The organism is Bradyrhizobium sp. USDA3010, assembly GCF_056429065.1.
In genome coordinates this window covers 1-11715 of the sequence record NZ_JBWJZD010000084.1, presented here as the reverse complement: position 1 = coordinate 11715, position 11715 = coordinate 1, and the positions used below count along the sequence as shown (strand labels likewise).

Sequence of the window (11715 nt, the reverse complement as noted above, 5' to 3'; positions counted from 1 at the left end):
CAACGTCGATCCGTTCGCCTGGCTCACCCTCACGCTTCAGCGTATCGCCAATGGCTGGCCGAGCAGCCAAATCGACGTACTTATGCCATGGAACCACGCCGCCTGACGGCCTCAGCTTGCCGCTTACACATCCCGCGGCGGCACAGACGGCCCAATCTCGACCGGCACCAACGGCGCTACACTCGTTTCACCGTGCTTGCAAAGCTCTTTGCGCCACCTGAACAGCTGGCTCACATGAAGGCCGGCCATGCGAGCCACCTCGGAAACAGTGGCTCCGGGCTCGAACGATGCTGCAACTAGCCGTTCCTTCTCATCCTGTGACCACCGACGCCGCCGCTCGACCGATGTGATCACCTCTGCCCGCGAAATCGTCATAGCGCTTCTCCTAGGATTACCCCTAGGACCTGCAGCGCTCGCGTCCGTCAAACAAGGCGGCCCTCAATGGAGGGATACGGATGGTCTGGCGTTCGAGGCTTACGTGACGCAAGTCCTCGTGCCGACACTCAGGCCCGGCGACATCGTGGTGATGGACAATCTCGCAGCACACAAGCGCGCCGAGGTCGGCATCGCAATCGATGCCGTGGGCGCCCAGTTCCTCTATTTGCCGCCTTATTCGCCCGACCTCAATCCGATCGAAATGGCCTTCGCCAAGCTCAAAGCCGCACTTCGAAAGGCCGCCGCCAGATCAATCGAGGCTTTGGACAACGCTATTGCCACCGCCCTGACCGCCTTCACCGCCCAAGAGTGCCTGAACTTCTTCGCCGCAGCCGGTTATGACCGTGTCTGATCAGAATCTGCTCTAACGTCATCCTCTCAGCCGTCGGCCACAACTTCCGCCGCATCCTCTCCTGGCTCAGAGAACTCTTGTGCCTCATCCTGCTCCAGCTATGGCGCACGTTCGGCCCTCCCGCCCCGCTCAATTCGCCTTCTTAACGGACGACTTGCTCTTCTTCGCTGCGCCTCGAAACTTGCCGACGCTCTGTTCGGAAGTTTCGGAACTATCCCAGCACCCTCTCGGTCATATTCTATATGCATTATATCAGCTTGTCCGGAAGGCCAATGCGCCCGTACGCCTCGTCTCGAACCTAATAGCGTCACCAGAGGTTGATAGTCATGGACATGGCTCAAGGACCGGAACCGAGCAGGTGCAGCGAGGCGTGGTACGTCTAGGCGGAAAATCCGCGCCAACCGCGCGGCAGGAAAACCACGCACGGGGACGCCGAGCGCTCCCGCGATATGGACAGCGAAGCTGTCGGGCCCGACAATGGCGTCTGGCCTAGCGGGATTTGGAAACCGGCGACCGCCCGTCGGCTTGATCCATCGCTTGAAGATCTGCAGGCAGACGTGCCGCTCAATCCATCGCTGGCGCGCACAGCAGCGCCTCGAGCTGGCGCCGACCTTGTTTCATTGCCGCGGACCAATCCCCGAGTCGCTCCTGCACGACCATTTCGAATGTCGGATACCACAACGATTTTCCGTCGGCCTGAGCCCAGTACCAGGGATAGCCCGGTGGCAGGAAGACGACGCCGGGAATCCCGAGAGCTCCGGCAACATGGACGGAAAAACTATCAGGCCCAACCACCGCGTCGAGATTGGCGATCGCGGCGATCAATTCCGCTGGGCTGTCGATATGCACGCCGGCATCGATCGAACGGCTCCATCGCTTCATATCGTGCCGTTTGGGGTTGGTCATCAAGCTAACCGGCGTGACAGAGGAAGGGAGCACGGCGGCGATCTGCTCCATCGATAGACCTGAAACACACCCGTCCCACACGATGCCAACCAAGGGCCTTTGGAAAGCGGTTAGGGCATCCCGCCATTTGGCAACGAGCTTCGGCTCGGGCCGCAAATAGGGAATGTCTTCGGCAATATTCCGAGGTCCGGTCGACAGCATTCGCAGCAACGATTGCAGCGGGACAGCTGAGAACTCTGACCCCAGCTCTCCGGCAATCACCGGATCAGCCAAGCTGGTAAGGAGTACGTGATAATGCGGGTCCGCGGCCACCCGGACAGCTTGCTGCCTCGCCAGCCGAGGCAAGAGACGAATGAGCGCTACGAATTCGAGCGCGCTGGTCATAGGCGGTACGAATACCAGGCTCACGAGTGCCAAGGGGTCCGGCTCGGACGTCGGGAAACGACCAAGCGTCAGTTCAAGCGAAGTCGTCAGAGACTTGGCCGTTTCGTCATCGGGGCGAGTGTGGACGACGTGGGTAGCTACCGTGAGCGCTTGATCGAACCGGCCAGCGAGCTGCAGCACTCTTGCGAGCGCAAGCGCGGCCGAAGGATCGGACTTGCGCGCGCGTACAAATTGTGTGAGCTCTGCAATTGCCTGATCCTCCTGACCATTGGCAATCATGACGCGGGCCAGGATCTCTCGCGCGCCAAGATGAGCCGGCGCATAGGCCAGCAATTTCTTGCAGATGGCCTGTGCTTGCGGCCAGAGTCCGGCTGCGGTACGGCAATACGCCAGATGCAAGAGCCCACTCGTATCGAGCGGGGCGCGCAGATGCGCGCGTTCGGCAAGGTTAAGCGCCTCGTCGAGGCGGCCGCGTTCAAGCAGGAGCAGCGATAAATTTCGCAGCGCAGGTGGATCGTCTGGGGCAAGCTCCAAGGCACGACACAGGGCGTCTTCGGCCGATGAGCAATCACGTAAGGCGAAATTGATGACGCCGAGTTGGACGAACGCGCGCGCGTTGCTGGGCTCTTGTTGGGCAACTGCCTGCGTCATCGCACGGGCCTCCGCAAGGTCGCCGCGGCTAAACATGGCATGAGCGAGAGCGAGCTTAATGCCTTCGTTTCCCGGGGCGAGTGATGCTGCGCGTTCAAGGCAGATGACGGCCTCGTCTAACCGGCCGAGCAATTCGTGCGTTACGCCTAGGTTACTGGCGATGCCCGCGTGCTCGGGATAGGCCGTCGCGGCTTCCGCAAGCAGCCCGAACGCCAATTCGGTCTGCCGCCGCGCGAGCGCCAGTGTGGCCTTTGCGTTGAGCGTTTCGGGATCGTTCGCAGCAATGTTCACCTCGTTCAGCAGAGCCTCGGCCTCGTCGAGGCGGCTAGCGGCAATGAACTCCTGCGCCGCTCTAAGGCGGTCGTGCTGGGTCGGCGCCGCAATGCCACTGGCCAGCATGTCCGCTATGCGACCGTCACGCGTTTACCGTCGAGGCGGAGATCCTCTGTCACCGAGATGACTTTGCTGTGTGCCGTCTCGGAAGAAACGCCTGTGACCCTAATCGCCTGCATTTCGGTCTGCAGGGAATCGATACGGTCAATTACCGCGATGCGCTGAACCGCCTTTACGGTAAGCGAATCGGCGCTCACTTCCTGGATCTGTGCCGAGCTGCGAAAACGGTCCGCGATCAAGGTGTAAAGCTTCCCAATCCAGGTTGCCTTCTCCGCGACCACGGAGAATAACCTGGACTGCAGATCCACACTCTCGGCACGCAAAGAAATTCGTCGACGTGCGGCGATTGCGACGGTTTTGCCCTCGATCGACATGTTACAGCGTCCGGGTAAGGTGATGACGCCCCAACTAGCACCTACCCGCCCGAGCACGGTTAGCACGAAAATCTGCTCCCCATCGCGGAAGAGCAGCACGAGGTCCCTTGGAAGCGGTCGTATCAAACAGCCGGTAGCCACCGCCGCCTTGTGACGAGCGCCAGCGACTTCGACGTCAACTGCCGCACCGTCATCGTCAACTGCCACAACACGCCCTGTGTGATGTCCCAGCTCAAGCAGGCCCTCGGTTCTCGATAAGACGTCAGCGTTTAGAGCACGAAAAGCCATTGTCATTGTTGTACTCCTGGCCGCTATAGGTACAGCACGCTATCCCATGATTTGACCTGATACTTACCGGTCTGATTCTCAAGGTCTGATATTTTAGCCAAAAGCTCCTGCTGCTCAACGCTCAATTGGCCACGACTTATTTCTGCTTCCGTCACGGACACGCTGGTCTTGCAACGCGTGCCGTTGAGACCGACCTTCTTCAAGTCGGAGCCCGGCACTACCTTGAAATCGTCATTGCGAAGAATCTTGACGTCATTGTTAGCGAACAGCAGGTTATCTGAAGAGACCGCCCTGGTCATATTGCCCGAGACCTGGTGGACCTCGGTGCCATTGATCAGATCCATCTTCTTGCCGATCGTTAGGGTATTTACAAAACCGTATGTGATCGTGGAGCTGCCGGAACTGCTGATCGAAAGCTGGTAGCTGAGGTTAGCTGAGAACGCTGCACCAACGAAGAGCGTGGTGCTTTTGCCGACTATGCAGGAGGACTTGGTGCCGGAGAAAAATTCCATAGCCTTACCGACCGTCCGCTTTTCCGAGTCGCCGTAGGTGACCTCCGACAAGGGGCCGTGGGCTGTCTGCTTAACGTAGCCAGAGGCGGTCAGGCTGATATTTGCGGGCGCGCCGTTGGCGCCGGCGCTGATCGATACACCATTTTCCGCAGACAGCTCATAGCTCCCTTTCGGAACCGTATATTGGGCGTCGCCGTCACTGACCTCCGTGGTGTGCCCGAGGCCGATCTTCATGAGGGCTGCGCCTTTGACATTTGCCTGGAAGTTCTTGTTGGTGAAGGCAAGCACGCCGGCGTTGTCGCCAGTTGTAGAGGTCTTGAGGTCGGTCACAATCTTCGACTCATCTTCCGAATAAGCGCCGAGACGCAGATAGCTCGAATCCGTCAGGGGAGAGGTTGGTGTTTCCGGGACGAGTAGTCGCGTGTAGGCCTTCGACATAGTGAAATCCCCGATCGTTGGCTTCTCGGCGCCTTAACGCATCGCCATCAAGCGGATTTGAGACGGCGAGGTGGACAAACCGAGTGCGTTCGCGCTGGCACCGTTCTGCTTGGTCGGCATGCCCATTTTCGTCGCCGGTGGGCCGCCGATAAATAAGTTGGCCGATCCTTTCTTAGCGCGGCTCGCACCCATGATCACGCCAGATATGACCCCCAGGCCCACACCGGCATTGTCGCCATCTGATATCGCGCGCTCCGTGGTCATATTGTGCGCCGGCATACACATGATCATGCAACGAGATTGCGTGGGGTTGGCCGTCGTGTTCATGCTGACGTTTGGGTAAGGAACTGACGCGATGGCTGGACCGACCGGCGTATTGCACACGTCGGGAAAACCGAGATCCTCCGCGGGCATAGGACCATTGGTATTGACGAAAGGCATAGTTCAGTCCGTTCCATTAAATGTGACGCGGCTTGCATCATAGAGTTCTGCGATGGCGCGTTCGGTGACCGTCTGCAGGGCGCTACCGCGGTTGCCCACGAACAAACTACCTTCAGTCGATGCGCAATGAAAATCGGTGCGTAGAAAGCGACTGCCCGAGAAGTCGCTGCCATCGACCTTGGCATGATGCAAAAGCGCGTAGGGCATGTCGGCATCGCGAAAGCGGGCGCACTTGGCCGATGCGCGTGTAAATACGGCCATGTCCAATTTTGTGCCCGCAAAATCACAGCCATCCAGCCGCGCATCCAGGAAGATGCATTGCGTCAAGTTGGCGGTCCGCAGGCTGGCCGCTCGCAGGTCGGCCCCGGCAAACAGTGTATTCGAGGCGCGAGCTCCGGATAGGTCGGCACCAACGAGGCTGGCGCCCACCAGAACCGACCCCGAAAAGTCGACGCCGGACAAGTTAACGCCGTTCAACTTGGCACCGCTCAAGTTCGCTTTAGCAAGCGTCACGCTTCTGAGGTCCCGGTCTGACAAATCGCATTCCGAAAACAGGATGGTGTCGCACCGCATTCGGGCGAAGTGCGAACGACGCAAATCGGCGCGCGTGATGGCAGTATTCGTAAGCGCGGCATCATCAAGCGCGACGTTGGCGAGGTCACAGCCCATTATGGCGCTTTGCGACAGAGTGGCACCGCGCAGCACGGCGTGGGATAAGACGCAGCCTATGGCTGTCGTTTGGGTGAAACGCGCTTCGCTGAAGTCGGTCCGACCGAGATCCGACTTCATGAACGTCGACTGAACGAGCGTCGTCCGTCGCCAGTCGGTGTCTCTGGCATCGCAGTTGACAAATATGCATTTGTCGAATGAAGCTTCGGCGAAGCAGGCCCCGCTCAAGTCGCAGTCCTGGAAAGTCATGCTCTTCAGGCAGGCGCCGGTGAAGTCGCTCCGGCGGAAGGAGGATTTCAGCACGACGCCCTCATTCAGGGCTAATCCAGAGAGCATGTCGCCATCGAACGTCGCGTCGTGTACCGGGAAGCCGTGGGTGATCGGCTGTGACAGCAGGTCAATTGACATGATGCGGCACCACCAGGATCGTCCGGTTGATATTGGCGTTGCTCAAATCGGCTGCGACCAGCACCGAATCCATCAGGTCTGCACCATAGAGATTTGCATGACGCAGACTGGCACCGCTCAGGTTCGCCTGATCGAGATGTGCCTCTAGCAGATTCGCGGCATAGAAGTCGGCGCTCCGCAGATCATTGCCGGTCAAAACAGCACCTTTCAGCGAAGTCATTCGGAAGCTTGCGCCGGCGAGAGCTGACTTGCCGAAATAGACGCCGTTGAGCCGCGCCATGCTGAAATCGGCCCCGCTGAGGTCGGCCTCCTGAAAGGAGAGCGCATCGGCGTTGCTGTAGTCAAGGCGCGCATCGCGCAGATGGATATCGCCGATGAAGCTGACTTGATCTAATTTGGCCATGCTCAGATCGAGGTGGGCCGCTCTCACCTTAAGGAAGCAGGTCTGCTCGAGCCGCGCGCCGCTAAAGCTCGCTCCCGACAGCGATGAGGACATGAATTGCGTGCGCCGGAGGACGGCCCCCTGCCACTCGCTCTTATCAATGGCGGCCTGAATGAAACAGCATTGATGCAATTGCGCGGAACGGAAGGTTGCCCCGATCATCGGCACCTGCAATATTTGCAGATCGGTTAGATGCGCTTGGTCGAAGCACGCGCCCACTATACGAGCGCCAAGCAAACTCGTATTCACAAGTCGGCCGCCCGTGAAACGTGTCCCGCGACAATCAGCTTGACCAAGATTGGCTTCAGCGAGGTCCGTCGCACTCAAATCGGCGTTGACCAGCGTAGCGCCGGCAAGCGTCGCCTTGATTAGTTTTGCACCGGCGAGGTTGGCCCCGTTGAGCTTCGTACGCTCGAGAAAGGCGCCGGAAAAATCCGCTTTGGCGAATTGCCGCCCTGAGAGGTCGGCGCCTGCCAGATCGCGGCCGGCAATCGTGCCTCCGCGGCGGAACTCCTCTTCCACAACGTCGCCCAGCGCGCGTGCGACGACAGGAGCCATTATCGCGTCAGGCTTGAGCGGCTTGGGTGACGCGAGCCTCGCCGCGGCCATGCCAGCCACCAGCTGACCCTCCGCTTTGTCGATCTCGGTTTGCAGCATGGTCAACGCGTGCTCAGCTTCTTTGGCCGCCACATCCAGCGCGGCTTCAGGCGTATGGGCGGACTGCCGATTTGTCGCGGCTAACGCCTCAAGGGGGGAGCGGCCCTCCGTCGCTAACTCGGGCAGGGCCTCACTGAGCGCCGCTTCGGCCTCGGCCAGCGCCGTCCTCAGGCGTTTCGCCGGCTCAGGAGGCGTTTCGGGGCTATCAATCTGCGCCAATATCTCGTCAATCGTCAGGTGGGGCGTATCGCGTTCAATTCCCTGGGCTTCCTTCGGCAGCGCAGGGGAGGGAATGCCAGCCGGCGAAAAGGGGTTATCTGACACGATCTTGCGTATCGGCTCGAGCGGTCGTCCAGCCGGCAAGGACAGGAAACGATCATGCGCACGCTCGAATTGTCCTTGCTCATGCAGGAGTAGTTGTATTGGCGCCCGTGCGATTTCACCACGCCAGTTCTTCACCCGCGAGAGCTTGGCTTCGAGATCGTGCATCATCCCCGGATCAATGTCCGGCGGCAGGACTGGCAACTCCGGCGCTTGCTCAAAGCCCGCGTCCAGGGACTGGCCAGCGTCCTCGTTGCCGATCGCGGCAAGCAGGGCGTCTATATCGCTCGGCTCCGCACTGCCGCTGGCAACCTTTTCATAAGCCGCACGCATGGGCTCACATTGAGCTGTGAGCTTGTCGATGTCCGACCCAGCCTTGGCTTGGACCGCCTCCACAGCATCGAGAATCTCGGCCAAGTCGATTTCGCCGCTCTCGAGTTCCTCCGGCAGCATTTCCGGAATGCTCGATGGGGTGATAGAGGGTGTCTCGATACTGGGACGCCAGGAGGGCGGAAAGTCCATGCGCGCGAGTTCCTGGTCAAGCGCCCACCGTGTGGAGGCCAGCTGGCGCGCCGCGCGCTTCTCTGCCAACTCGCATCGCCGCGCTGCGCGGCGCTCGCGTTCGCCAGCCGAAAGCTCGGGTGTGAGTTGATCTTCCGACAAGGCGTATCGTGCAGCCGTCTTTGGATCGAGCCGCAGCCGCCTGACGTTCAGATAATGATCTAACGGCCGCGCGGGCTCGCTTTGCCGCTCGTAGGCAAGCGTAATGTCGGCAACGTCGCTGCCGTCCAATTCCTGAACAGCGATTGCGGCCCTGTAGATCATCACTCCCCGCCGGGCGCCGGCAATCAGCCAAAGCGTGTCGATCCGCGTCTGAAGTTCAGTGGGGGCACGCGCTCCATCCCTCCAGCCAATGAGGCAGCGTACGCGAAACGACGGCAGGTGGCCTTCGATCAAAGGATGCTGGGCGGAAAAATTCTGCAGCGCGTAGGGCTCTCCACCGGAAAGAAAGCCGGACATGCGCTGGTCCGGCGGGGCGAACAGGAACAGCCGCGGATCGGCATCAGTCGCCAACGCCGGGGCAACCGATTTCAGCCATGCGGTGTCGTAAGTGCCCGCGTATTGGAGGCGCTCCTTGTCATCGAGTGCGATTGGTCCGAAGACCGCAGGTGGCGCTTCCGTTTCGATAGATTGAATCGCGTAATCGGGGATTTCGACGTTGGGCAGGGCCACCAATTCGCCGGCCATGCTGCGGCGGACCGCCCGGTAGCCGGCGCCAGTCGGGTTCGCGGGATGGCCAGGCCCACCGAACGCGCGTTGCGGGACGAGTGGCATCTGCTGGAAAGCTCGCGGCGGTGAAGGCCGCCAGCCGGAGATCGTCATCTGCCAATAACGATCACCCGTCACCAGAAGTTGCTTCTGCATCCGTCCGAGTGACCACCCCAACATCATGCGCTGGGTAGACCGTCCCTCGGGGGCCGCCGCATGTCCGCCGATGAGCACTTCCGCTTGTGGTTTGGGCATGCCGACATCGAGCAGCCTACCGGGCGGAAGCTCCTTTGAGGCTATCACCCAAAGCTCTTGCTCGCCTTTGAGACGATCCGCACCCGCGTTGGCGAGGTCGAACATCGCGAACACAGAAATTATTAGGCTCGCACTAAGAGGACGGCGCTCGGATTTGGTGAGTAGCCCCAGCGATCGTGGCTTTATTAGAACGGGCATGACGTCGCCTCGAGTAACCTTTCGATGTCAGTAATCATCCCTCTTCAGCGTGACAGGGGTGCGAAGGATGCGCCGCACACGACGCGGTCAATTGACGCACACTGCCGCTCGCATTCCTCTCGTGGAGAAGCGTGTCTCTGCTGGACACCAGATTGGAAGCAAACTCGTCGCGGTAGCGGGAGCAGCACGCAGCTCTCCGATCGTGTCAAAGCCGACGCGCAGCTGCCGACATCTTGGGCCTCTAACATAACACGAAGCTTGATCAAGCTCTACGAACTCCTCGCGTCGAGCCTGATAGACTTGTGCCGAGCTCTGCAAATCTTATTCCATTTGCGTCGCTATATTGTCGCCAAACCACGCTTCGCCTAAACGCTGGGGTTTGTCTGGTTTGTGCCAAATGAGACAACGCCTAAATGTCTTGAGTGTCGAATTGATCGTTTGCGCCAGACTTTGGTTGCGCTCCTGATTTTTCAGTGGTCGAAGCGAAGTCCAGTACCAGCCCGAACAAACAGGAGGGTACGAGCTGTGAACCTTCTCATCGTCTCAAATCGGATCGCAAGTGGCGTCAACGATCCCATGATTGGCGGCGTTACCGCGGCTGTGCTCCCTTTAGTGGAAAGTTCGGGAGCGACTTGGGTCGGTTGTTCCTCGGGCCAAGTTCACGCTGGCGAGCAGAAAGAACCGTTTGTCGAGAAACAAGCGCTCGGCAGAGCCACGCTTAGGACTTTGAAGGTGTCTGCCGAGCAGTATCGCGGCTACTATGAGGGCTTCGCCAATTCGGTGCTGTGGCCCGCATTCCACTCGCAGCCGCAGATCATCGCGGCCTCGGACGAAGATTATCGTAACTACCGCGAGGTCAATGCTGACATGGCCAGGGCGCTGCGTCAGTTCCAACGCGAGCAGACCGCCTTCTGGGTGCAGGATTATCATTTTCTCCCGCTCGGCGCGGAGCTACGCAAGCTGGGCGTGGGCCAACCGATCGGCTTCTTCCTGCATACGCCTTGGCCGGTCTCCACCATCGTGCAAGAGGTGCCACATCATCAGGAGCTAGTCGAGGCGATGCTCGCCTACAATGTGATTGGCTTTCAGACTGAGGATGACTGCCAGAATTTTCGCGACTATGTAAGCGCCAATTTCGGGGAGGTCACCCCGGACCCTCTTGTGGCTCGGGCTATGGCCGAACGCGATTCGGGGTGTTCCCGATCGGAATCGATGTGGACAAGTTCGCGAAATTTTCCGCGGAGTCGGTCTCGCATCCCTTGCGCGAGTCGCTGCAGCGCTCGCTCGACAGCAAGCACCTTGCGATCGGCGTTGACCGCATCGATTACTCCAAGGGTCTCGTCGAGCGGATTCGCGCGTTCGATCGCCTCTGGACTGATGAGCCGAAGCTCGCAGGCAAACTCTCGCTATTGCAGATCGCCACGCAATCGCGCAGCGGCATCGAGGCCTACCGCAATTTGCAAAACGATCTCGCCGAGCTCGTCCGTGATGTCAACAACCGGCATCGCCATGCCCGGGACGACTGGATCCCCATCGATTATCGCAATGAGGGCGTCAGCCAGACCGAGCTAGCTGTTCTCTACCGCAAAGCCAAGGTGGCGATAGTAACGCCGTTGCGTGACGGGATGAATCTAGTAGCAAAAGAATATATTGCCTCACAAGATCCCTCTAACCCAGGCGTGTTGGTCTTGTCGAAATTTGCTGGCGCGGCCAAAGAGCTAGATAAAGCGCTGATCGTCGATCCATACGACGCAAAGGGCGTTGCCGACGCGATTTTAACCGGCATATCGATGCCGCTTGCCGAGCGCGTAGATCGCTGGGGCGCGATGATGGAGAAGCTTAAAGACTATACTGTTCAGCGCTGGTTCTCAGACTTCGTTGCGGAGCTGGAGAAAAGCGGCCTCGAAAAAGGTACAAGCAGTATCATTCCGCGGGATGTGGGTACCTCCAGTGGCTCCGAGACGAATAAGACGGGCTAGCTAGTCCTGTGAATGTACAACGAAGGCGATTGAAACAGAAAAGTCCACCCGCCAAAAATGAGGGGGAATGATAGGCCGGAGTCACCGCACATGATCTCTGGGGGATAATCAGGTGCAATATCGTCTCTGCATCGCGAAGTGGCCGAGCCGGTAGCCTTGTAACAGACTGCGCCAACGGTATCCTGGAATCGCTCGAGCGCGGAAAGTACGCCCTACAACTAGCCCGTCTTATTCGTCAGAGGCGCCTGAGAGGCTGGCGAGCGTGGTGTAAAGCGCTGATGCGGCGTAGGATTCGGTTGCAAAGCCAACCCCATCACCTTCAGCCGCGAACACCACGCCCGCC

8 protein-coding genes and 2 pseudogenes are annotated in these 11715 nt (G+C 59.5%); 3 read left to right on the top strand and 7 right to left on the bottom strand.

Translation table 11 applies throughout. From position 1 onward, the window contains the following. Window positions 1-106 (top strand): transposase domain-containing protein (locus AC066Y_RS42275; protein ID WP_478277977.1); only part of this gene is annotated, 106 nt, incomplete at its 5' end. A 17-nt stretch (window positions 107-123) separates the two neighbouring features. Here AC066Y_RS42275 and AC066Y_RS42270 read toward each other — a convergent pair. Next, the gene (locus tag AC066Y_RS42270; protein ID WP_156929115.1) at window positions 124-375 is read right to left on the bottom strand and encodes a transposase; all 252 of its coding nucleotides are present in this window, start codon (window positions 373-375) and stop codon (window positions 124-126) included. Between the two features lie 76 nt (window positions 376-451). On the opposite strand from AC066Y_RS42270, the pseudogene AC066Y_RS42265 reads away from it, so the two are divergent. Continuing rightward, window positions 452-787 (top strand): annotated as a pseudogene (locus AC066Y_RS42265) (transposase); the annotation flags it as partial. Window positions 788-1351: 564 nt separating this feature from the next. On the opposite strand, the gene AC066Y_RS42260 reads toward AC066Y_RS42265, so the two are convergent. Genes AC066Y_RS42260 through AC066Y_RS42235 form a run of 6 tightly spaced genes read right to left on the bottom strand, consistent with a single transcriptional unit; the run spans window position 1352 to window position 9393 of the window. Further along, window positions 1352-3127 carry a tetratricopeptide repeat protein gene (locus AC066Y_RS42260; protein WP_478279005.1) on the bottom strand — a complete coding sequence of 592 codons (1776 nt, stop codon included), beginning with the start codon at window positions 3125-3127 and terminating at the stop codon, window positions 1352-1354. A gap of 5 nt (window positions 3128-3132) precedes the next feature. Then, window positions 3133-3789 carry a DUF3540 domain-containing protein gene (locus AC066Y_RS42255; protein ID WP_478279004.1) on the bottom strand — a complete coding sequence of 219 codons (657 nt, stop codon included), beginning with the start codon at window positions 3787-3789 and terminating at the stop codon, window positions 3133-3135. A 17-nt stretch (window positions 3790-3806) separates the two neighbouring features. Continuing rightward, on the bottom strand, window positions 3807-4733 hold the full coding sequence (locus AC066Y_RS42250) for a hypothetical protein (RefSeq protein ID WP_478279003.1): 927 nt from the start codon (window positions 4731-4733) through the stop codon (window positions 3807-3809). Window positions 4734-4766: 33 nt separating this feature from the next. After that, window positions 4767-5174 (bottom strand): DUF4150 domain-containing protein, encoded by a 408-nt coding sequence (locus tag AC066Y_RS42245; protein ID WP_478279002.1) that lies wholly within the window; start codon window positions 5172-5174, stop codon window positions 4767-4769. Between the two features lie 3 nt (window positions 5175-5177). Continuing rightward, window positions 5178-6251, bottom strand: coding sequence for a pentapeptide repeat-containing protein (locus AC066Y_RS42240; RefSeq protein ID WP_478279001.1), 1074 nt, complete (start codon window positions 6249-6251; stop codon window positions 5178-5180). Further along, the gene (locus AC066Y_RS42235) at window positions 6241-9393 is read right to left on the bottom strand and encodes a DUF2169 family type VI secretion system accessory protein (protein WP_478279000.1); all 3153 of its coding nucleotides are present in this window, start codon (window positions 9391-9393) and stop codon (window positions 6241-6243) included. Before AC066Y_RS42235 ends, AC066Y_RS42240 begins: the two co-directional genes overlap by 11 nt. A gap of 525 nt (window positions 9394-9918) precedes the next feature. Here AC066Y_RS42235 and AC066Y_RS42230 point away from each other — a divergent pair. Beyond that, window positions 9919-11372 (top strand): annotated as a pseudogene (locus AC066Y_RS42230) (alpha,alpha-trehalose-phosphate synthase (UDP-forming)). The last annotated feature ends 343 nt before the right edge of the window (window positions 11373-11715 follow it).

What these genes read in the sequence shown, in the direction of transcription:
- AC066Y_RS42270 (WP_156929115.1), bottom strand. Translation starts at nt 375, where the DNA reads ATGACGATTTCGCGGGCAGAGGTGATCACATCGGTCGAGCGGCGGCGT.
- AC066Y_RS42260 (WP_478279005.1), bottom strand. Translation starts at nt 3,127, where the DNA reads ATGCTGGCCAGTGGCATTGCGGCGCCGACCCAGCACGACCGCCTTAGA.
- AC066Y_RS42255 (WP_478279004.1), bottom strand. Translation starts at nt 3,789, where the DNA reads ATGACAATGGCTTTTCGTGCTCTAAACGCTGACGTCTTATCGAGAACC.
- AC066Y_RS42250 (WP_478279003.1), bottom strand. Translation starts at nt 4,733, where the DNA reads ATGTCGAAGGCCTACACGCGACTACTCGTCCCGGAAACACCAACCTCT.
- AC066Y_RS42245 (WP_478279002.1), bottom strand. Translation starts at nt 5,174, where the DNA reads ATGCCTTTCGTCAATACCAATGGTCCTATGCCCGCGGAGGATCTCGGT.
- AC066Y_RS42240 (WP_478279001.1), bottom strand. Translation starts at nt 6,251, where the DNA reads ATGTCAATTGACCTGCTGTCACAGCCGATCACCCACGGCTTCCCGGTA.
- AC066Y_RS42235 (WP_478279000.1), bottom strand. Translation starts at nt 9,393, where the DNA reads ATGCCCGTTCTAATAAAGCCACGATCGCTGGGGCTACTCACCAAATCC.